The organism is Streptomyces sp. NPDC051567 (assembly GCF_044454165.1).
GTDB lineage: Bacteria > Actinomycetota > Actinomycetes > Streptomycetales > Streptomycetaceae > Streptomyces.
This window is the reverse complement of sequence record NZ_JBITDK010000007.1, coordinates 78,615-99,784: the sequence shown is the minus strand read 5'-3', so window position 1 is coordinate 99,784 and position 21,170 is coordinate 78,615. Positions and strand designations below refer to the sequence as shown.

Annotated in this window: 18 protein-coding genes and 1 pseudogene; 10 read left to right on the top strand and 9 right to left on the bottom strand. The window is 72.4% G+C overall.

Annotated elements, in window-relative coordinates:
* Window positions 1-30: 30 nt before the first annotated feature.
* Entirely contained in the window at window positions 31-1,611 is a 1,581-nt protein-coding gene (locus tag ACIA5F_RS10890) for an LLM class flavin-dependent oxidoreductase (RefSeq protein WP_399351477.1), read from the top strand.
* Window positions 1,612-1,682: 71 nt separating this feature from the next.
* On the opposite strand, the gene ACIA5F_RS10885 is transcribed toward ACIA5F_RS10890, so the two are convergent.
* Window positions 1,683-2,210: an RICIN domain-containing protein gene (locus ACIA5F_RS10885; protein WP_399351475.1), complete on the bottom strand. Its 528-nt coding sequence runs from the start codon at window positions 2,208-2,210 to the stop codon at window positions 1,683-1,685.
* A 62-nt stretch (window positions 2,211-2,272) separates the two neighbouring features.
* Complete coding sequence (locus tag ACIA5F_RS10880; RefSeq protein ID WP_399351473.1) at window positions 2,273-2,518, bottom strand: hypothetical protein; 246 nt, start codon at window positions 2,516-2,518, stop codon at window positions 2,273-2,275.
* A 124-nt stretch (window positions 2,519-2,642) separates the two neighbouring features.
* Between ACIA5F_RS10880 and ACIA5F_RS10875 the strand changes: the two genes are divergently transcribed.
* From ACIA5F_RS10875 to ACIA5F_RS10860, 4 genes are all read left to right on the top strand, one after another.
* A complete protein-coding gene (locus ACIA5F_RS10875) occupies window positions 2,643-3,761 on the top strand; it encodes a cation diffusion facilitator family transporter (RefSeq protein WP_399351471.1) in 1,119 nt (372 codons plus the stop codon).
* Window positions 3,762-3,971: 210 nt separating this feature from the next.
* Complete coding sequence (locus ACIA5F_RS10870) at window positions 3,972-5,588, top strand: alpha/beta hydrolase (protein WP_399351469.1); 1,617 nt, start codon at window positions 3,972-3,974, stop codon at window positions 5,586-5,588.
* A gap of 1,112 nt (window positions 5,589-6,700) precedes the next feature.
* On the top strand, window positions 6,701-7,213 hold the full coding sequence (locus tag ACIA5F_RS10865; RefSeq protein ID WP_399351467.1) for a CAP family protein: 513 nt from the start codon (window positions 6,701-6,703) through the stop codon (window positions 7,211-7,213).
* Window positions 7,214-7,547: 334 nt separating this feature from the next.
* Window positions 7,548-7,931, top strand: coding sequence for a fucose-binding lectin II (locus ACIA5F_RS10860; RefSeq protein WP_399351465.1), 384 nt, complete (start codon window positions 7,548-7,550; stop codon window positions 7,929-7,931).
* 305 nt (window positions 7,932-8,236) lie between these two features.
* Here the strand turns inward: ACIA5F_RS10860 and ACIA5F_RS10855 are convergent, their stop codons facing one another.
* A complete protein-coding gene (locus ACIA5F_RS10855) occupies window positions 8,237-8,587 on the bottom strand; it encodes a hypothetical protein (protein ID WP_399351463.1) in 351 nt (116 codons plus the stop codon).
* A gap of 383 nt (window positions 8,588-8,970) precedes the next feature.
* Here ACIA5F_RS10855 and ACIA5F_RS10850 point away from each other — a divergent pair, with 383 nt between their 5' ends.
* A complete protein-coding gene (locus tag ACIA5F_RS10850; protein ID WP_399351461.1) occupies window positions 8,971-9,357 on the top strand; it encodes a hypothetical protein in 387 nt (128 codons plus the stop codon).
* Window positions 9,358-9,618: 261 nt separating this feature from the next.
* Here ACIA5F_RS10850 and ACIA5F_RS10845 read toward each other — a convergent pair whose 3' ends face one another.
* The 4 genes from ACIA5F_RS10845 to ACIA5F_RS10830 form a co-directional block, all read right to left on the bottom strand.
* Window positions 9,619-10,461, bottom strand: coding sequence for an SAM-dependent methyltransferase (locus ACIA5F_RS10845; protein WP_399351459.1), 843 nt, complete (start codon window positions 10,459-10,461; stop codon window positions 9,619-9,621).
* Window positions 10,462-10,601: 140 nt separating this feature from the next.
* Complete coding sequence (locus ACIA5F_RS10840) at window positions 10,602-11,306, bottom strand: restriction endonuclease (protein WP_399351456.1); 705 nt, start codon at window positions 11,304-11,306, stop codon at window positions 10,602-10,604.
* Window positions 11,303-11,467: a hypothetical protein gene (locus ACIA5F_RS10835; protein WP_399351454.1), complete on the bottom strand. Its 165-nt coding sequence runs from the start codon at window positions 11,465-11,467 to the stop codon at window positions 11,303-11,305. Before ACIA5F_RS10835 ends, ACIA5F_RS10840 begins: the two co-directional genes overlap by 4 nt.
* A 331-nt stretch (window positions 11,468-11,798) precedes the next feature.
* Window positions 11,799-12,833: a zinc-binding dehydrogenase gene (locus ACIA5F_RS10830; RefSeq protein WP_399351452.1), complete on the bottom strand. Its 1,035-nt coding sequence runs from the start codon at window positions 12,831-12,833 to the stop codon at window positions 11,799-11,801.
* A gap of 375 nt (window positions 12,834-13,208) precedes the next feature.
* Between ACIA5F_RS10830 and ACIA5F_RS10825 the strand changes: the two are divergent.
* Window positions 13,209-13,665, top strand: a pseudogene (locus ACIA5F_RS10825) (TetR/AcrR family transcriptional regulator); the annotation flags it as partial.
* A gap of 320 nt (window positions 13,666-13,985) precedes the next feature.
* Here the strand turns inward: ACIA5F_RS10825 and ACIA5F_RS10820 are convergent.
* Complete coding sequence (locus ACIA5F_RS10820; protein WP_399351450.1) at window positions 13,986-14,918, bottom strand: hypothetical protein; 933 nt, start codon at window positions 14,916-14,918, stop codon at window positions 13,986-13,988.
* 632 nt (window positions 14,919-15,550) lie between these two features.
* On the opposite strand from ACIA5F_RS10820, the gene ACIA5F_RS10815 reads away from it, so the two are divergent.
* The 3 genes from ACIA5F_RS10815 (at window position 15,551) to ACIA5F_RS10805 (ending at window position 19,434) form a co-directional block, all read left to right on the top strand.
* Window positions 15,551-17,455 carry a stealth family protein gene (locus ACIA5F_RS10815; RefSeq protein WP_399351448.1) on the top strand — a complete coding sequence of 635 codons (1,905 nt, stop codon included), beginning with the start codon at window positions 15,551-15,553 and terminating at the stop codon, window positions 17,453-17,455.
* 313 nt (window positions 17,456-17,768) lie between these two features.
* On the top strand, window positions 17,769-18,035 hold the full coding sequence (locus ACIA5F_RS10810) for a DUF4232 domain-containing protein (RefSeq protein WP_399351446.1): 267 nt from the start codon (window positions 17,769-17,771) through the stop codon (window positions 18,033-18,035).
* 121 nt (window positions 18,036-18,156) lie between these two features.
* Complete coding sequence (locus ACIA5F_RS10805) at window positions 18,157-19,434, top strand: NAD(P)/FAD-dependent oxidoreductase (RefSeq protein WP_399351444.1); 1,278 nt, start codon at window positions 18,157-18,159, stop codon at window positions 19,432-19,434.
* A gap of 327 nt (window positions 19,435-19,761) precedes the next feature.
* On the opposite strand, the gene ACIA5F_RS10800 is transcribed toward ACIA5F_RS10805, so the two are convergent.
* Window positions 19,762-20,742: a zinc-binding alcohol dehydrogenase family protein gene (locus tag ACIA5F_RS10800; protein ID WP_399351442.1), complete on the bottom strand. Its 981-nt coding sequence runs from the start codon at window positions 20,740-20,742 to the stop codon at window positions 19,762-19,764.
* Window positions 20,743-21,170: the final 428 nt, after the last annotated feature.

Here is a 21,170-nt window from a genome sequence, read left to right as displayed (position 1 = left end):
CGCCGCCGCCCGCAGAACGGACCGCCCGCCATGCCCGACCTTGGCCATGACCTGCTCTTCGGGATCTTCGCGCCGCCGGAGGCCGCCCGGCACCGGGCGTTCACCGGCCTGGTGAGGGACGCGGACACCGCCGGGCTGGAACTGCTCGGTGTACAGGACCACCCGTACCAGCCCGCGTTCCTCGACACCTGGACGCTGCTGGCCCACCTGTCGTCGGTGACCCGTCACATCAGACTGGTCCCCGCCGTCGCCAACCTGCCCCTGCGCCCGCCCGCCGTCCTCGCCCGCTCCGCCGCCACCCTCGACATCCTCAGCGGCGGCCGGGTCGAGCTCGGCCTCGGCGCCGGAGCCTTCTGGGACGCCATCGAGGCCATGGACGGCCCCCGCCGCACCCCCGGTGAATCCGTCACCGCCCTCGAAGAGGCCATCAACGTCATCCGCGCCCTGTGGACCCCGGGGCCCGGAGTACGGCTGACCGGCGAGCACTACTCCCTCAAGGGCGCCAGACCCGGCCCCTTCCCCCTCCACCCGGTGGGCATCTGGCTCGGCGCCTACAAACCGCGGATGCTGCGCCTGACCGGACGGCTCGCGGACGGCTGGCTCGGCAGCACCGGCTACGCCCCGCCCGATACCCTCGCGGGCATCGGCCGCCTCATCGACGAGGGCGCCGCACAGGCGGGACGCGCGCCCGGCGCGATCCGGCGGATCTACGTCGTCGACACCGCCCACACGGCCCAGCAGCTCACCGAACTCGCCCTCGTCCACGGCATCAGCGGTTTCCTGGTGAACGCGGACCCGGACGGCGTCGGCGACGTCATGCGCTTCGCCGCCGAGACCGTACCCGCCGTCCGCGAAGCCGTCGCCCGCGAGCGGCGCGGAGCGGAGGGCGGACGGGAGCCCGCCGTCACCGTGGCTGGGCCCGTGGCCGGAACCGCCCCGGTGGCCGACGCCGACGCCGATACCGACGCCGGGAGCGGAAGCGGGGGTGGCACCGGCCCCGCCCTCGTCCAGGCCGGTACGGAGCAGTGGACCGACGATCCCGCCGACCGCCCGCTCGACCCCACCACCCGCCCCACGGCGGTGCGGCCCCAGCCCGAGGGCACACCGACACCGACACCACCACCGCCCGCCGGGCAACAGGCCGCGGACGACCTCGTCGCCGTCCACGACCACCTGCGCGAAGAGATGCGGCAGCTCCAGCAGGCCGTCACCGAGGTGCTGTCCGGGCACGGCCACCCCGGCCAAGCCCGCTCCCTCCTCCACCGGATGACGATGCGCCAGAACTACTGGTCGCTGGGCGCCTTCTGCGCCTCCTACTGCCGCCTCCTCACCACCCACCACCTCCTGGAGGACGAGGTGATGTTCCGTAAACTCCGCACCGCCGAGGAGGACCTGTCACCGGTCCTGCACCGCCTCGAAGAGGAACACGAGCTGATCGCCGGACTCATCACCCGCCTGGACCAGGCGCTGGTCCGCATGATCGACGACCCCTCCCACATGGAGGAGGTCCGCAAGGTGCTCGACAAGCTCTCCGCCTGTCTCCTCTCCCACCTCACCTACGAGGAGGACGAACTCCTCGGCGCCATCGCCCGCCACACCATCGTCGTCTGACGACGGACCGGAGCCGTCCGACCGGCGGATTACGGCCGGAAGATTACGGGCGGAAGATTACGGGCGGCGGATCAGGACACGAGCCATGCCTGGCTCGTGTTGCCCCTGCACGTCGCGGTGTACACCCTGCCCGTCTTCTTGACGTAGGTCAGGCAGGTGCCCTGGGCGTAGCCGGGCCTGATCGTCGCGTTCTTGCTGCCGGTGCTGGTCACGAGCCATGCCTGGTTCTGCTTGCCGTTGCACGGTGCGGTACGCACGTTGCCGGTGCCCGGGTCGTTGGTCAGGCAGAGCTTCTGGGCGTAGCCGAGCCTGATGGTGGCGTTGGCCTCGCCGACACCCGACACGAGCCATGCCTGGTTCTGCTTGCGGTTGCACGGTGCGGTACGCACCTTGCCGGCGGCGAGGAGCTTCTCGTTGGCCAGACAGGTGCCGGGGGCGTAGCCGCTCTTGATGGTCCCGTTGCGGTTGCCGGTGTCGGCGAAGGCGGTGCCCGTGAGCGCGGGCGCCGACAGGGAGAGCACGGCCAGGGCGACCGCCGCGGCGCGGGTCGTGGAGCCGGGGCGGGGCCTGCTGAGGATACCGGGACCGGGACCGAACACGGGGGACTCCTGGGGAGGGCGGGGGTCTACGGGTGGTTTCTGCGGGTGACGGTAGTGCCGCGTCACGTGTGCGGGTGGGAGGAGCTGGGGATGTCACCCTCCCGGACCAGCAGCCCCGGCAGGGGGCTCGGTCGTGCGGCGGCAGGTGGCCGATCCGGGGGCGTCGTCACATCGGCCTCGCCCTCACCGGGGCGTCGCAGCAGGGCCAGGCGGGTCCGGTCGGCGAGCGGTCCCCGCATCTCCACGGCCACCGTCGGCCGCTCGCCGTCGTCGGGCTCCTGCGAACCGTGCGCACCTGACAGGTTCATGCGTGCGTTCCTACGCACACGGTGGAGGGAAGGAGATCAGGGAGTCCAGCCCGGCCCGGTCCGGTCCAGCCCGGTTCAGTACTTTCAGACCCGGCCGCCCCGATCCCGAGAGGCGCGATCCACGATGAGCGAGCACCCCGGTACCCCCGAGCCGCACGACCACACACACCACGCGCACCACACACACCACGCGCACCACACACACCACGGCCATCGGGGCGTTGGGGGCCGGGGCGGTGGGGGCCGGTGGGCGCGGGCACGGAACCGGCTCGCGCACCTGTTCACCCCGCACAGCCACGAGGCCATGCACAAGGTCGACTCCGCGCTGGAGACCTCCCGCGAAGGCATGCGCACCCTGTGGCTGTCGCTGGGCGTCCTCGGCCTCACCACGGTGATCCAGGCGGTGGTCGTCGCGCTGTCCGGGTCGGTGGCCCTGCTCGGCGACACCGTCCACAACGCGGCCGACGCGCTGACCGCCGTGCCGCTGGGCATCGCGTTCCTCCTCGGCCGCCGGGCCGCGAACCGCCGCTACACCTACGGCTACGGCCGCGCCGAGGACCTGGCGGGCATCGTCATCGTGCTCACCATCGCCGCCTCCGCCTCGCTGGCCGCCTACGAGGCCGTCGACCGCCTCTTCAACCCCCGCGAGGTCACCCACCTGTGGGCCGTCGCCGTCGCGGCGGTGGCCGGTTTCCTCGGCAACGAGTGGGTGGCCCGCTACCGCATCACCACCGGCCGCAGGATCGGCTCCGCCGCGCTGGTCGCCGACGGCCTGCACGCCCGTACCGACGGTTTCACCTCCCTCGCCGTCCTGCTGGGCGCCGGCGGCGTCGCGATCGGCTGGCGCTGGGCCGACCCGGTGGTCGGCCTGCTGATCACCGCCGCGATCCTCATGGTCCTCAAGGACGCCGCCCGCGAGGTCTGCCGCCGGCTGATGGACTCCGTCGACCCGGCGCTCGTGGAGCAGGCGGAGACCGCCCTGCGCGCCGTCGAAGGCGTCCACCACGTCGGCCGGGTCCGGATGCGGTGGATCGGCCACACCCTGCACGCCGAGACCGACATCGCCGTCGACCCGGCCCTGACCGTGGCCCAGGGCCACGCCATCGCCGCCGAGGCCGAACACGCCCTCATCCACGCCCTCCCACGCCTCACCGCGGCCACCGTCCACACCGACCCCCACACCACCACCCCCGGTACCCCGGACCCCCACGCTTCTCTCACCCACCACCACGCACACCGCTGACTGCGCCTTGGGCACAAGGGAACCCTTCGGCGCCGGGGAAGGCGAAAGAATCGCGACGGGGCGAACGTTGCCTGACGCGGCACTGGGCCACATCGCGCATCCGAACTCACGTACGCCGTAAGCCCGTTAGCCTGACCGATGACCCTGCGGTCCGTCCCTCCGGACCACTGAAGAGCGCCATTCACCATCCCAGCGAACGAAGGCACTCCCTTGCTCCTGAGACGAAGCGCGATCTCCAAGACGGCTTTGGGCATCGCCGCGGTACTCACCCCCACGCTCCTCACCCCCACGCTCCTCGGCACCACGGCAGCGGCCACCCCCACGGCCGGCCCCGGTTCGCCGGTGGCCGCCCCGGCCCACACCCTGGCCACCACGCCCCCGTTGGCCTGGCAGGGCTGCGGCAATGACGTCCCCGCGACCGTCGAGTGCACGACCCTGAAGGTGCCTCTCGACCACCGCGAGCCGGGCGGCAAGAAGATCGACCTGTCGCTGTCCCGGATCAAGGCCGCCGATCCGGCCAAGCGCCGCGGCGTCCTCCTGTTCAACCCGGGTGGCCCCAGCGCTTCCGGGCTCTTCTACCCCCTTGCGCTCAGCGGTCTCCTGCCGCAGTCCGTGAAGGACCGGTACGACCTGATCGGTTTCGACCCCCGCGGGGTCGGCGCCAGCACCCCCCTCGCCTGCGGGACGACCACCGCCGACGAACGGCAGACGTACCGGCCGTACAAGGACGCGACGTTCGCCAAGGACGTCGCCTGGGCGCGCGACATCGCGGAGGGGTGCCGCAACCTCAACGGGGAGACGCTCCCGCACATCAGCACCCGCAACACGGCGCGCGACATGGACCTCGTCCGCGCGGCCCTCGGTGAGCGGAAGATCTCGTACTTCGGGCTGTCCTACGGGACCTATCTCGGTTCTGTGTACACCCAGTTGTTCCCGCAGCGGGCCGACCGGTTCGTCCTGGACAGCGCGGTCGACCCCGAACGGGTCTGGCGGAGCATGGCGCAGTCATGGGCGGAACAGGCCGGGATCACGTTCGACCGGTGGACGGAGTGGACCGCCCGCAATGCGGCGCGGTACGGACTCGGTGACACGCCCGCCGAGGTCGAGAGGCTGTTCTGGGACATCGTCGCGCGCGCCGACCGGGAGCCGCTCGACCTCGGCGGGACCAGGTTCGACGGTGCCGAGGTCCGCGAGTACATACGCTGGGAGATCAGTCACCCGCCGGTCGCCGCCCGGACCTTGGGGCTGCTTCGGGACGCCGCAGCGGGCAAGCCCGTCCCGACCTTCCCGACCTTCGTGCCCACCGACAACGAGCTGGCGAGCTACCTCGCGATCATGTGCGGTGACGCCCGCTGGCCCACCGACCCGGCCGTCTACCAGGCCGACTCCCGGCGCGACAGCGCCCGCCACCCCCTGTACGGCGACTTCGTCTCGAACGTCTTCCCGTGCGCCTACTGGGACCGCCCGCTCGAAGCGGCCACCAAGGTCGACAACAAGGTCCCCGCGCTCATCGTCCAGAACGAGTGGGACTCGCAGACCCCTCCGGCCGCCTCACTCGGCCTGCGCCGGGCGCTGAAGGGTTCCCGGCTCGTGACCGTGGACGAGGGGCAGGGCCACGGCGTGTACTCGCTCGGGATCAGTGCCTGCGCGGACGATCTCGTCACGAGGTATCTGACCACCGGCCGGCTTCCCTCCCGGGACGTCACCTGCGCGGCGGACCAGCACCCCGCGGCCGACTCGGGTTCGGCGTCACCGAACCCGAACCCGACTCTGAACCCGGTCCAGGCGCCGGCCCGCCTGCCCTTCTCCGGCTTCTCCGGCCGCTGATCCCAGCCGGACCTGCCGCCGGACGTGGAGAGCCGTCCGACCCGGCTCACGCGGACCTGCGCGACCGCCCTCCCACCCCGGCCGCCCCGTCCCCGCGGGGGCGGGGCGGGGTGGGTGCTCCTGGTGCTCGTCGTCACCCGGCTGTTTCCGCCGTACCCGTGGTTCACCGGGGGTGGTTCCGGGGGCAAAGCCATTCGGCTGTAGTACGCGGGCGGGCCCGTTGGCTTGCTGTCAGCCTGTCAGCCTGTCAGCCTGTCAGCCTGTCAGCCTGTCGTCCGGTTCGTCCGGTTCACCCGGTACGGGGTGACGCGGCGAGAGGGCTGACGTGATGACGGTGACGGGACGCGGGCTGTTCGTGGTGGCGACGGCCTGTGCGGTGACGGCGGGATCACTTGCTCCGGCGCAGGCACACAGGGTGGTGGAGCACGGGTATGCGGTGTTCACCGAGTCCGGCTCATGGACCCCGCCCGAAGGAGTGACAACCTTCCACGCGTACGTGTGGGGCGGCGGTGGTGGTGGCGGGGGGAGCGGCCGGCGGGGGAGGCGGTGGAGGCGAAGGCTCAAGCTCGACGGGGCTGACCGGGGGCTACCGCACTCAGGTCATTCTTCCCAGCGGCGAGCAGTACACGGCTTCGGACGGCACATCCCGTGGCGGCCGGGCGGGGAACGGCACCGCGGGCGGGCAGGGCGGTGGGGGCGGTGTCGACGGCGGAGGCTCAGGGGGAGAAGCGTCCGCGAGCGCGTCCATGGGCTACGGCGGCGGCCCCGGCCTGATGGTCATCGCCTGGTAGGAGGTCTCCCGAGTCCCCGGGATGACGGCGGTACGCGAGCATGCCCGGCGGAGGGGCCCGCGGGTGGTGCGTGCCGTCTGGCCGTCGTGGTGCCCGGCTGTTCCCACTGGTGGGAGCCGGGTGGGGTCGGGTTGTCGGGGTCGGAGGTTTTGTTGGGCCGGTTGGCGGGTGGTGGTTGCGGGAGGGGGTGGATCGTCGCATTTTGTACGCATGAGACAAGAGAGAAGTGTTGTAGGGGTTCGGTCGCGGGTTCGGTCACGGGTGGTTCGGGTTCCCCGGTTCGCTTCGGGGGCTGTGGCGCTGGCGTTGGCCGGTGCGGTGATGTCGTCCGGTCCGGCGGCTGCGGCTGCGGCTGCGGTGGTGGTGTCGTCGGGTCCGGTGGTGGTGGCGCCGTCCTCTGATGTCACTCCCGCGCAGCAGGAGCTGGTGCTGACGGAGATCAACACGTTCCGTGCTCTGCACGGGGCCGAGCCGTTGACCGTCGATCCGGCGCTGTCTGCTGATGCGCAGGCGTATGCCGACAAGTGCGTCTACGACTACCAGCCGCAGCTCCCGTACGGGCAGGCCCTCGGCGCGAGTGACGGCACTCTCGTCGACGCGGTCCTCAGATGGGAGTCGGAGGCGGTCGGCTACGACTACACCAACGAAGATTTCGACCCGAAGGCCGGCGAGTTCACCCAGCTGGTGTGGAAGGCGTCGAAGCGTATCGGTATGGGTGCGGCCTCCTGCCAGAGCGAGGACTTCGGCGCCTACACCCTCCTGTACGTGGTGTTCGACCCGCCGGGCAACTTCCTCGGTGAGTTCGTCGAGAACGTGGGCAGGCCGTTGTCCTGACGGAGCGGGCCGGTACGGCGTGGCGGTGGCGGGCCGTGACACCCGGCCCCGGCCCCGGTACGAGGGGTCGCCCGGCCGGTGTGGCGGGTCGTCGGTTCTGATGAGGGCCGCCTGCGCATCCATGGTTCGTTGCCGCTCCGTATGCGCAGGCACATCCGGGCTGACTGCTGTGGCCCTATCACAGGAGGGGTGGGCATCTCCCGAGTTCGACGACTCTGATCGTTCTCGGCTCCCGCGTGGGTAGTTTGGGTCCTGTTCGCTCTGCGCGGTCGGAACGGAACGCAGAGTTATGACCCCCATCTCGGGGTTCTCACCGAAAAGAACGGAGCCCTCAGTGGCTGACGCACACATCCTCATCAAGGGCAACACCGCACAGATCGGTCTTCCTGGCGGCTTACCGGTACACGTCAAGGCGAAGACCAGCTCGCGCTTCATCCAGACCGTGAAGGTCACCAGCGCGGACGGCAGCGTCGACCTGCGGTTCACCGGCTCCGGCGAACGCGTCTCCATCGGGGACGCGACCATCACCGGACAGAGCCAGATCACCGCCACCTTCGAGTACAACGACAGTGACGGCACCACCAGGCCGAGCGCTCTCAGGAGTGGCGGCCCCTACCAGATCGGCTCCTACAACCTGATGGTGGTCGTCGCCGAGAACGGCGACGACACCGACTACAACGACAGCCTCCTTGAGTTCAGCTGGCACACTCCGAGGTAGCGGACGCACACGTCAGGCATCCCACGTCTTCGCCCTTGGTGATGCCAGGCCGGCCAGGACCGGTCACCGGCGGCCACGAGACGGCCGGCGCCCCCGTACATCGAGGGCGCCGGCCGTTTCGTGGCCGAACGTGCAGGTGATTGGTGCCCGTGTTGCCGTCGCTTCCGGTCCCTTTCCCCGCGAGGGTTCGACGCTCCTCCCCGGCGGATGGTCACACGGAGCGGACACCGACCGGCTTCCGGGAGGCGGCAGGGCGTGGGCCAGGAACATGACGGAGCGTGAGGTGGGGTGTCTGTGGTGTCCGGTCAGGTCACCTTGACGGAGATGGACCCGAATCCCTGGTAGGTGGTTCCGGAATCGGCCGTGTCGATCGGGTCTTCCGTGCAGTCGGTGCTTCCGTAGACGGGGAGGTTCTGGTCGGTGCCGTTCTCGAAGGAGACGAGGGGGGGACCCTGAGTTCCTCCGTCCAGCCGGTAACAGCCGGCCGCCGGGTTGACGACCTCCTCGACCGGGGTGTCCGCGCCGGGCGGGTAGAGGTTGGTGGAGTTGAGGGCGGTGAGTTTGCCGGTGGCGTCGGCGTGGGCGGGGGTGGTGAGGGCCGCGATGGCGGCGATGCCGATCAGCGGGGTGACGGCCAGTACCAGAAGCTTGCGCACGGGGTGCCTTTCGGTTAACGGCCGGAGGGTCGGCCCGGCCTGCTGGGTCAGCCGTTCCCCGGCACGGACGGGCAACAACCCGGACGACCAGGGGACAACACCTTCGGCCCCCACCCCCGCTCCTGCCCCGCTCCCGGTGGTGTCCCACGCCGCCCACCGCGCACCCGGTTCGGTACTCACGCGAGGCCGACCTCCGACCCGTACGGGCCTGCCCGGCGCGGGTCCGGTCCCGTGCGGCACGCGCGTCCCCGGTACCGCGTGCGGCGGGCCGGGTTCTGCGGTGCGGTGGACTCTTCAGGAGGAATAAGGAAAGGGAGTGGTTACCCGACACGGAAGAGAAGGAATGTTTCAACTGAAAACATCCGACGACAGGAGACTCCACCATGAGCACCAGGACACGCGTCGCAGCTCTCGCTCTCGCGCTCAGCACCATTCCCGCTGTCACCCTGACCGGCGGAACCGCCCATGCCGCCGTCCTCTGCGGAACCCTGGCAGCCGATTACGTCGGATTCACCTACGAGACAGCGGGAGGCGGAAGCCGTCCTGCCGAACTGCGATTTGAAAGCGGCGGGCGCATCTTTCAAGGAGCATTCCAGAACGGCACCTACACGGCGAACCTGCAAGCACTCACTCTCAATCTGCCGGTCGGGACGTACACCAGCAACTTCCGGGGCTGTGACGCGAGCTTGACCACACCGGCGTTCATCACCCTCACCACAACCGTCCAGGGACAGCCCTCACCCATCACCCTCACAAAAACCACCAGCTGAAAGCTGAAGCCTGGGGTCAGCACATCGACCACGGAATCGGGCACCACCACGAAGGTGATCAGGGGATTCGCAGGTGGGCACGCCGCCCGGCGGCGTGCGGTCGTCATGCGTACGGTCGCGTAGCCGGGGGTCACGTTGCCGTGGCCCGGCTGCCCGGCTGCCCGGCTGCCCGGCTGAGCACTTGGCCTGCACATCGGGAGTGGCCCCTGAGCAGCCAGGTCTTCCGGACCGGCGGGGTCAGGTGTGGGGGCCGACCGCGGGTCAGTTGCGGTGGCAGTGGAAGATGCCCCAGCTCATACGGCCCTTACGGCAGGCGTCGACCCACAGGGGCAGGTTCTCCAGGAGGTCTGCCACGTAGGCGGGGCTGATGACGTTGCCGAGTTCCGTCGCGCGGCGGTCCGTCTCCTCGGTGAGGCGGAGGTAGTGGGTGAGGAGCTGGTCGCTGCGGTCGTCGAAGTCGATGTGGGTCAGGCCGAGTCCGGCGAGCCGGCGCCGGTAGAAATCCGGTGTGGCGAGCTCCTCGACCTCAAGGCGGGCCACGACCGGGCGCAGCACGTCGTGGGGGACGGCGTCGGAGGCCATCACGTCGGTGAAGACCAGTTCCCCCTGCGGCCTGAGGACACGGACGGCTTCGCCCAGGAGTTCCTCCCGGTCGCCGCTGTGGCAGAACGCCTCCTGCGACCAGACGACGTCGAAGCGCCCCGCGGGGTAGGGGATGTCCTGGAACGATCCGGTGACGACCTCGACGAGCCCGTCCAGACCGTGCTCGGCGTTGGTCTTCCGGTGGCGCTCGTTCTGGGCCTCGCTGATGTTGAGGGCGACGACACGGCAGCCGAACCGTGCGGCCAGATAGCGGGCGGGGCCCCCGTACCCGGAGCCCAGGTCCAGTACTTCGGACCCCGGGCCGAGGCGGTCGGCGACCTTCCGCGCCGCCAGTTCCACCGTCCGCCGGGAGGCGACCGCCACCGGCTCGTGTGCGTCGGCGTACACGCCGGTGTGGATGTCCTCGCCGCCCCACACCGCTTCGTAGAAGCCGTCGACGTCGCTCGTGCCGTAGTAGCGGCGCGCCGCCTCGGCGGCCCTGGCCGCGCTCTCGTGGGTCATCGCCGCTGCCCTCGCTCACCCGGTTCCGGGGCCCGTCTGCGTCGACGGACCGAACGCGACAGTAGCCGGGCCCCCGGAGGAACCAGGGCCGCGACACCCGCCACGAGCCCGGCCGGTGCCACCGTTCGCGGCCGGGGAGGTCAGGAGAGGGACGACGGGCGCCGGGGTGGGGGGACGGCGCGCAGCAGTTCCCACAGGGGGCGGGAGCCGCCGGCCCACTGGGCGAGGAGGTGGCGGTCGACCAGGTGCAGGCGCTGGGACTCGGCGAAGCCCGGGGCGGGGCGGGAGAACCGGCCGTTGGTCAGCATCACCAGGACGTCGCCCCCATGGATCTGCCGGCCGGTCCCGTTGAGGACCTGTAGGTCAGGGGTGCCCACCGCCGAACCGGCCCAGCCCGCCTTGCGGTGCTTGCACTGGATCACCCACCGCCGCCCGTACGGGTCGGTCGCCTTCACGTCCGCCCCGTTGTCGCCGCGCCCGCCGACCTGCTCGGCGTCCGCGCAGCCGTCGCGCCGCATCAGGTCCCGCACCGCGAACTCGAACTCGCGGTGGTGCAGGCTGTCGAGCTGCTCCACCGCGTACCGCAGCCCCTGCGCCCGGGTCCGCTCCCGCCGCGCCGCTTCCGCGCGCCGCCACAGCCAGACCCCGCCCGCCCCGGCGGCCGTCAGGAGTCCCGGAGCCACCACCCAGGGATGCGCCGCCAGCCACCGCGTCACGCCCGTGACCAGGCCGAACGCCGCGACGGCCACCAGGACGACCACCACCGGCTTCTCCAGCCCCAGGCTCCCGCGCCGCCCCCGGGGACGCCCCCGGCCGGGCCGCCGCGCGGGCGGACGCCGGCTCACCGCAGGCTCCCCGGGCCGGGCCGCCGCCTGCGGGCCACGGCGCCGCGCGGTTCCCCGTACGCCCCGTACGCCCTGTGCGCCCCGTACAGCTCGTACGCCCCGTACCGGCTGTACGCCGCATGCACCTCACCCGCCTTGTGGACCTCATGCGTCTCGATCACAGCCACAGACACAGCCGTACCCCCCTCGTGGACCGGGTGCGCCTCCCCGCGCAACGGACCCATGAGAACACCGGTACTGACATCACGTCACCGGATGTTCACTATTCGCCACCTGCCCGCCGGTTTCCCCACCTGCTCCCTCGGCACCCAAGGCGCCCGACGCACCCCGAGCGACCGAAGCGACCGAAGCGACCGGCGTTCCGGGACGGGGAAGCGGACGGGAGAAGGGGAAGCCGAGGGGCCGGTGAGGCGGGCGGGTCCGGGGAGCGGGGTCCGGGGAGCGGTACGGCGCGGTAGCGGGGTGGTACGGGGGTAAGGGCGGGGCGGCTTCTCAGGGGCGGATGAGGACCTTCAGCGCCTGGCGGTCGGCCATGGCGCGGTACCCGTCCGGCACCTCGTCCAGGCCCACGGTGCGGTCGAAGACCCGGCCCGGCTCGACCCGCCCCTCCAGGATGTCGGGCAGCAGCTCCTCGATGTACGCCCTGGCGGGGGCCACCCCGCCGGTGAGGGTGATGTTCTTGAAGAACTGCGGGAAGCCCATCGACACCTGCTCGTACTGCGGCGCGCCGACCCGGCTGACCGTGCCGCCGTCCCGGACGACGCCGAAGGCGGTGTTCACGGCCTGCTCCAGGCCGACGCACTCCAGTACCGTGTGGGTGCCGTCGCCGCCGGTCAGCTCGCGGACCTTCTCGACGCCCTCCTCACCGCGCTCGGTGACCACGTCGGTGGCGCCGAAGGCGCGGCCCAGGTCGGTGCGGTCCGCGTGGCGGCCCATGAGCACGATCCGCTCGGCGCCCAGGCGCCGGGCGGCCAGCACCGCGGACAGGCCGACCGCGCCGTCACCGATCACCGTGACCGTCGTCCGTTCGCCGACACCGGCCCTGACCGCGCAGTGGTGGCCGGTAGGGAACACGTCGGACAGGGTGAGCAGGGACGGCAGCAGCGCGGAGTCCTCCCCGACGGGGAGCTTCACCAGCGTGCCCTGTGCCTGGGGCACCCGCACCGCCTCGCCCTGGCCGCCGTCCACGCCGTCCGCGCCCCAGAAACCGCCGTTGCGGCAGGAGGTCTGCAGGCCCTCGGAACAGAAGTCGCAGGTGTTGTCGGACCAGACGAACGGGGCCACCACCAGGTCACCGGGTTCGAGCCCGGACACCTGCGAGCCGGTCTCCTCCACCACGCCGAGGAACTCGTGCCCGATCCGGTCGGCGTCCTCGGTGGCGGGCCGCGAGGCGTACGGCCACAGGTCGCTGCCGCAGACGCACGAGACCACCACACGCACCACGGCGTCGGTGGGCTGCTGGACGTGCGGATCGGGCACGTCCTCCACCCGTACGTCACCGGCACCGTAGATCAGAGTCGCTCGCATGAGACGTCCTCCAAGTCATCCCCCCTTGGCATTTCCCATGGCATTCCCCCGTGGACCACGCACCGAGCCGTGTCGGCGCCGGTGCCGGTGCCGGTGCTGTGCCGGGGCGCTGGAGCATCGGCGCAGGTGGGGACGTGCCGGGCGCCTTCGCGCGGCGGGCCGCCCCCCTGCCATGGTCCTGCTCCTCGCCCCGCCCCGCGATACGTGGCGGCGACGTACGGAGGCGATGCGCGGAGGCGATGCGCGGCGACGGTCACGGCGACGGTTCACGGTGGTGATCCGGTGCCCGCCTTCCGAGACCTGGCCCGGTGGATCGGGGGGCGGGGGCTACCGCCGGGTGAACCAGGTGACCAGCTGATCGCGACGTCGTTGGGGGACGACCTGCTCACCCAGGCGGGCGCGCGGGTCTGCGAAAGGCTCCGGCCCGGCGCGGCGGAGATCGCCCGGCAGCGGCCGGACACACCGGACCGGGAGGGCTACGCCCTGCTGATGCGCGCACTGGCCGGCCGGGTCAGCTCCTTCCGCACCGGCTGCCTGGCCCTGCTGGAACTGCGGCTGGAGGCCACCCGGCGTCCGGCGTCCGGCGCTCCGCACGGTGCTGACCGCACGCGTGCGTGCGGACATCGACGCCAACGCGGCCCACCACGAGGAGAACGGCCTGCCCGGCGACGCGACGGCGGTGCGCCTGCCGTACCTGGCGCTCACCTGGCTCGTCGTCGAACAGCTCACCCTCCCGGAGGTGTTCTCGGAAGCCGAGCACGAACAGCTCGTCGCGCTCCCCTTACGGCGGGGCCGTACGGATTGCGGGCGGCCGTCGGGGTTGTTCCGGTGACGTGTCCGGCCGCGCCTGTCCTGCGGGGCGGCTCCCGGCGGTCATGGTGGCTTGCACCGGTGTCATTCCGGCGCCGTGTCCGACGGGTACGGGGAGGGACAGCACGGTGGTGTCGCGGCCCCGATCGAGCCGCTGCTCGCGCAGGCCGCCGCGTCCGTCCCCGTCCCGGGCAGCCCGCCCGTACCCCACGGCCGGGGTCAGCGGCCACGGGGTACGGGTACGGCGAGCCACCTGACCAGTGACGACGGTCGGGCGACCGGTCGGGCGAACCGTTGAGCAACCGGTCGGGCGAGGGATCAGCCGAAGGGTCGGGCGACGGATCAGACCTCCGCCGTCGTCTTCTCCCGCGCCGGTTCGGGGGCCGTGACCACCGCGGACGCCGCCCCGTCCACCGGGGTCGAGGCCGGGGCCGAGGACCGGGGCCGGGGCGAGGGCGCGGTGTACATCACCGACCCCTGCCGGTGCTCCTTGTCGATGACGCCCTTCTTGGCGAGGTTCTCCAGGGTGTTGCGCACCACCTGGGTGGAGGTCGGACGCCCGGGATGGGCCTCGGCCAGTCCGGCGGCCACCTCGCTGACCATACGGGGCTCTGCGGCGCCGACCAGGAGGGAGAGGACGAGTTCGCGCAGCGGAGGCTGCCCGGCCCGGTCGGGCGCCGGCACGGCGGTCTTCTCCGCCGTCTTCTCCGGCCGCTTCTCCGACACCTTCTCCGCCGTCTTCTCCACCGGCGGTTTCGCGGGCTTGCGTACGGCGGCCTTGGCCTCCCGGGCGGGTGCGGGTGCGGTGGGTGCGGCGGCGGAGGGCTTCCTGGCCCGCACGGCCTTCCTGCCGGGTGCTGTCCCGCCGGTGCCCTTCTTCTCCTGCCGGGGCGAGGGAACGGCCCCGGGCGCCGCCGTCTCCTCGGCGGACGTGGTCGCGGACGTGGTCGCGGACGTGGTCGCGGACGTGGTCGCTGACGGTGCCGACGCGGGGTCATCGGCGGGGGAGCGGGTGGGCGTACGCGCGGAGGAGTGGGCGGGGCGGGGGGTCTCCCCGCCGGAGGCCGCGTCCTCCTGCGCCGCCGCCGGAGGCAGCGTGCCCTGCATGCCGCAGAGCCAGGTCTCGTCCGCCTTCAACTGCTTCAGACGGGCCTTCAACTCGGTGATCTGCGCGGAGACGTCCTCCTGTTCCTTGCGGTTGGTCCCGAGATCGGCGGCGAACCGCTGCGCGTACAGGTTGTGGATGGGGGGTGTGGTGTCCGGCTCGTTGTCCATGTCGACTCGCTCTCCTCGTACCCGATGTGTCGCTGCCGGATGTTACTCACCATCAGGTGGCCGTGGTCCCCTTCCCGCACGGTCGGCCACACCATCGGCTCACCTCCACCGGGTCCCGTGCCGCCTGACGGACCGTCCGCCGGGGCCGTCCGGGTCCGGCGCGGTGTGCCACGGGCGAGGGAGACGAGCGGTTCTCACCTCGGCATATGGCGACGAGGGAGCCGAGGAGCCCGTACGGAGGACGGGGAACCCGTGGGGAACGAGAGACCGGAGCAGCCGACCGGGTTTCACCATTCAGGGCAGACGGGTCGATACCGCCACGGTGGTGACGGCGAGTTGACCGGCCCGGCCCGCACATCCGGCTCGCACACCGGCACGGCCACCGCCCCTCCGCCGGATGCGTCTGCCGTGGCGGCGTAACCCGCTCGCCCGGTCGGTCGTTCTACCGGCCGATCCACTCGGCTGATCACCCCCCGGCCGTGGCCCGGCCTCAGCAGCACCGGCTCCTTCCGCCGTTCCTGTTCCCCTCCCTGTCCTTCTCCCTGTTGTCCTTCCCGTTCCCGTTCCTGCTTCCGGTGCCGGTGCCGGTGATCGCCGCCCAGTGACCGACTTCCAGGACCGCAGGAATCCCCGTGCCCACTCCGCCCGCACCACACCGTCCCGACGCGCTCCACTCCTGGCCGGCCGAACTCCCCCTGCTGGTCAGGGTGTACCGCCGCGCCGTCCCTCCGGAGGCGCGCCGCCTGCTCGCCAGGACGGCGCCCGGTACGCTCCGTCGGCTGAAACTCCCGCTGACACGGCTGTCGACGGCGCTCCGGAGGCTCGGCGCGGCCCGGGAGCGCCGCCGCCTGCACCGGGCCGGGCTGCTCACGCCCCCGGGCCGGACGGTGCTCGCCGTGCGGGGCCGGGCCACGGTCGTCACGGTCTCCGCCGCACCCACCCCGCTGTCGGTACGCGCCGACACCCTCCGGCTGGTGTGCGCGGCGCTCGCGGAGGCGGACGTCGACCACTTCGTCGTGCGCTGCCACGGCGACCTCTCCTCGGCCGTCGGGGTCGGCGCGGCCGACCGGCCACGTGCCGTCGCCGCGCTCGCCGTGCTCTGCGCACGTCAGGCCGGGTACGTCTCCCTCCCCGACCAGCCGCACCCGCACCCGCAGCCGTCCCCGTCCCAGCAGCCGCACCCGCGGCTCGGGCACCGGGCAGCCGTCTGGCAGGCGCTGGCCCGCGACCCCGTCGTACGGCTCACCCGCTTCCACACCGACCCGTCGGCCGCCCTGGTGCTCGGTCCCGAGCACGGCTGCGACATCGAGTTCTGGACACCGGACGGTGACCGGCTGGTGGCACCGCGGCCCAACCGCACCACCGAGTCCGTCGCGCGGGCGGGCCGGGCGGTGCAGGCGCCGGGCGAGCTGTTCACCCGGCTCGCTCCGGTGGCGGCGGAACCCGTCGCGGCGGCCCCGGCCCCTACGGCCAGAGTCTCTACGGCCACGGAACCCGTACGGGTAAGGACCCGGGAGGAGTTCACCGCGCGGCTGCCCGACGAGATCCGTTTCCCCGTCGACGCCGTCTACACCTGGGTCGACGGCGCCGATCCCCGGTGGCGGGCGCGCCGCGCCCAGGTGCTCGACGAGCCGTACCACGAGCAGGCGGCCAACGAGGCGCGCTACCTCAGCCGGGACGAACTGCGCTACTCCCTGCGCTCGCTCCACCTCTACGCGCCCTGGGTCCGCCACGTCCATCTGGTGACCGACGGCCAGCGGCCCGACTGGCTCGCGGAGTCGCACCCCGCGCTCACCGTGGTGGACCACCGGGACGTCTTCACGGACCCGGCCGCACTGCCCACCTTCAACTCGCACGCCATCGAGAGCCGGCTCCACCACATCGACGGGCTCTCGGAGCACTTCCTCTACTTCAACGACGATTTCTTCCTGGGCTCCCCGCTCACCCCGCAGGACTTCTTCCTCGCCAACGGGACGACCAAGTTCTTCCCCTCGGAGGCTCTGCTGCCGCCCGGGAGCCTGTCGGTGCGGGACGTGCCCTCCTCCGTGGCGGGGATGAACAACCGCGTGCTGCTGGAGGACCGGTTCGGTGTGACCGTGACGCAGAAGATGAGGCACATCCCCTACCCGCTCCGGCGCAGCGTGCTCGCCGAGATCGAGCGGGAGTTCCCCGAGCAGCACCGTGCGACGGGGCGCAGCAGGCTCCGTGGCGTCACGGACCTCTCGATCCCCGCCTCGCTCCACCACCACTACGCGTTCCTGACCGGCCGCGCCGTCCCGGGGCAGTTGCGCTACAACTACTTCGACCTGGCCCAGCCGCGGACCCCCGCCCGGCTGGGCCGGCTGCTGCGCGCCCGTGACCGCCAGGCGTTCTGCCTCAACGACACGGTGACACCACCGGCCGGGCAGCCCGCCGTCCCCTCCGCCGACGTCAGCGCCTTCCTGGAGGCGTACTTCCCCGTCCCCGGCCCGCTGGAGCGCACCGCGGCGGGCCACCGGGTCACTCCTGCCCGGCCCTCCTCGCCGGTAGGCCGGTAGGCCGGCAGGAGGCACGGGGGCCCGGGGCGGACCGTGACGGGTACCGTCCAGATCCAGGCCGTGGGGCCGGACCAGGACGACAAGGGGCGGGTGCGGATCGCCAAGGTCAGGCGTGTCCCCTCGGCCGAGGCGCCGGCCGGGACGGGCCCCTGCCCGGCGTCCGGGATTCGTCTCACGGCCGACGACGGCGACGCCGCCATGGGGTTGCGCGTCGTGGGCCTGCGCCTGGAGAACTGCGGGACGCACCCCTACCAGCTCAACGGCTACCCGCTCCTGGGGCTCCTGGACGAGAAGCAGGAAGCCGGTCTCCGGTGTGACGGTCCTGCGCGGCAGCGGTGGCATCGCCACCGTGACCGGGTTCGACGTCCCACCGCGCCCGGTGACTTTGAACCCGGGCGAGGCCGCGTCCGCCGGCCTGATGTGGCGCAACACCACCGGCGGCGGTATCCCCGTGAACCTCCCCTACGTCAGGGTCAAGGCCCGCCCCGACTCCCCGCCCGTCATCGTGACACCGGAACTCGACCTGGACACCACGGGACAACTCGGCGTCAGCGCGTGGAAGAAGACCGCCCGTCCTTGAGGGAGAGCCTGCCCGCACCCTTCCCTTTTGCCGGAACGCCGTGATGATGGACGTACTGCGGCGGCACCGGCACGAGTACGGACACCGGCACCGGTGTCACCTGTGAACGGAGTGTTCTCCCTTGACCCGTCCCACCACGGCCGCCCCCGCCCGTGTCGCCGTCGTCGGCGCCGGTATGGTCGGCCTCGCCACCGCCTGGTTCCTCCAGGAACGGGGGGTGGACGTGACCGTCCACGACCGCGTGGGTGTCGCCGCCGGGGCCTCCTGGGGCAACGCGGGCTGGCTCACCCCCGGCATGGCCGCCCCGCTGCCGGAACCGGCCGTTCTCGGCTACGGGCTCCGCGCCCTGCTCAGTTCCCGGTCACCGCTCTCCGTCCCGCTGGCCCCCGGCCCGCGACTGGTCAGGTTCCTCACCGGCTTCGCCCGCAACTGCACGGCCGCGCGGTGGCGGACGGCCATGGAGGCGCTCGTGCCGGTCAACCGCCTGGCCCTGCCGGGCTTCGACGCGCTCGGCGCGGGCGGCGTCCCGGACCGGACCGTGGAGAGCGCCGTGCTCGCCGGGTACCGCACCCGCGAGGAGACCCGGGGGCTGCTCACGGAGCTCGGGCACCTCCACGCCGCAGGCCAGGACATCGGATTCGACCTCCTCACCGGTACCGAGGCGCGCGCGGCCGAACCCTCCCTGAGCGAGGAGATCGGCGCGGCGGTCCGACTGCACGGCCAGCGGTACCTCGACCCGGGGGCCTACGTCCACGGCCTCGCCGAGGCCGTCCGCGCCCGGGGCGGCGAACTGCGCACCGGAGTCCCGGTGTCACATGTCACGGACACCGGCACCGGGGTCGGGGTTGGGGTCGGCGCCGGGACCACGGCTACGACCACGACCAGGACCACGGCCTACGACGCCGTGGTCCTGGCGACCGGCGCATGGCTCGGTGACCTCGCGCGGCCCTTCGGGGTGAGGACGATCGTCCAGGCGGGCCGGGGCTACAGCTTCTCCGTCGCGGTCGACCGGGTACCCGCGCACCCGCTCTACTTCCCGTCCCAGCGGGTCGCCTGCACGCCCATGGGCGACCGCCTGCGCATCGCCGGAATGATGGACTTCCGCTCACCGGACGCCCCGCTGGACCGGCGCCGGACCGGGGTCGTCGCGGATTCCGTACGCCCGCTGCTGCGTGCGGCGGACCTCGACGCGCGCCAGGACGAGTGGGCCGGTTCCCGCCCCTGTACGCCCGACGGCCTGCCGCTCATCGGGGCGACCCGTTCACCCCGGGTCTTCGTGGCGGGCGGCCACGGCATGTGGGGCATCACCCTGGGTCCGGCCACCGGCAGACTGCTCGCCGAACAGATCGTCACCGGCCGCCGCCCCGCGGAACTGGCCCCCTTCGACCCCCTGCGCTGACTCCCCGGGCTGATCCCCGGGCTGACTCCGGCCCCGGTGGACCACCGCCCCGGCACCGTACCGGGCCCGTGCGGCGGGGGATTCGCCGATAGCCCGGCACCGGGAGGAGCGCAGGCCCGACAATGGGATTCGTCCGTCCGTCCGAGGCGTCCGTCCCGGCCGTCCGTCCGTCCGTCCGGCCGGTCCCGACCCGGGGGAGTGCTCATGGTGGTGTGGCTGTTCCAGTTGCTCGGCCGCAAGTGGACGTGGCGGCTGATCGTCGTCTTCGTCCTGCTGGCCCTGGTCCGGGGCTGGGTCGGCGACTGACCGGCCGTCGCGGCGGCCCGTTCAGGTGGTGACGACGAGTTTTCCGCTCGCGCTGCCCGCCTCCATGGCGGCGTGCGCCTCGGCGATCCGGTCGAAGGCGTAGACGCGGTCGACGGGGACGACGGCGTCACCGGCGGCGACGGCGTCGAGGAACTCCTGGAGCACGTGCGGCGGAAGGTCACCGGCGTCGCCGCCGTAGGCGGTCAGACGCACACCGCGCGGGATGTACTCGATCGGGTAGAAGTCGCGGACCGTCCACCGGTTGGACAGCATCCCGGTGAAGCACACGACCCCGTGGACCCGTGTCGCGCGCAGGGTGTCGGGCAGTGTGGGCGTGCCGACGAGTTCGAGGGCGGTGTCGACCCCCTCGGGGAGGATCGCCCGCACCCGCCCGGCCAGGTCGCCGTCGTCGATGAGTACGTGGTCCACGCCGACGGCGGTCAGGGCCGCGGCCTTGGCGGGGTTGCGCGTGGTCGACAGGACGGTCATGTTCCGCCGCCGGGCCAGGACCGCCGTCGCCATGCCGACGGAGGAGGTGCCGCCGCGGATGAGGAGCGACTGGCCCGGCCGCGCGTCCAGGCCGGTCTCCAGCGAGCCGTAGGACGTCTGGAGCATCTCGGGCACCGCTCCCAGAACCGCCCAGTCCAGCTCGCTGCGGAACGCGATGACCTGCGCGGCCGGGACACAGGTGTACTCGGCGTAGCCGCCGTCGAAGACCCGCCCCATGCCGCCCATCATGGCGACGACCTGCTGACCGACGGGGAACTCCCCGCCGGGACACTCGGCCACGACCCCGGCCGCCTCGATCCCCAGCACGCGCGGGAAGGTGACGCCCTGCCCCAGACCCAGCCGGGTGTGCAGTTCGGAGCGGTTGAGCCCGAACGCCTTGACCCGGATGAGGACCCACCCGTCGGAGGGGGCGGGTACGGGGACCTCGCGGACGGCCAGGGCCTCGGGCGGGCCCGGGGCGTCGAGGACGATCGCTCGCATGGTGTGGGTCATCTGCTCGGCCGTCCTGTCGGTCGTCCTGGCCGTGAGGCCGTCCCGGCCGAACAGAGGGTAGGAGAAAGACCCCGCTCCGTCCCGGACGTGGAGCCCTCGGGCGCGCCGCGCCGCGCGTCCTGCACCGGCTCCGGAGCAGTGGCCCCGGGGCAGTGGCCTCGCGCCAGGCGCCGAGACGCCCGGTGGCCCAGTCGTAGACCTGGTAGCGGGCCGGACGGCCGGACCGCAGCGGGACCAGGACCTGGTCCCGGAGGCGTTCCCAGTCGAAGTAGCGGTGGTAGCCCTGCTCCGCGTCGAGCCGCTCCCGCTCCCGGTCGGGCATGGGGCGGGAGAAGTCGTCGACGTGGACGACGACGCAGCCGTCGAGCCGCCCGGCCGCCGCGGCGGCCGGCGTCGACTTGCCCGAACCTCCCGTGCCGTCGATCGCC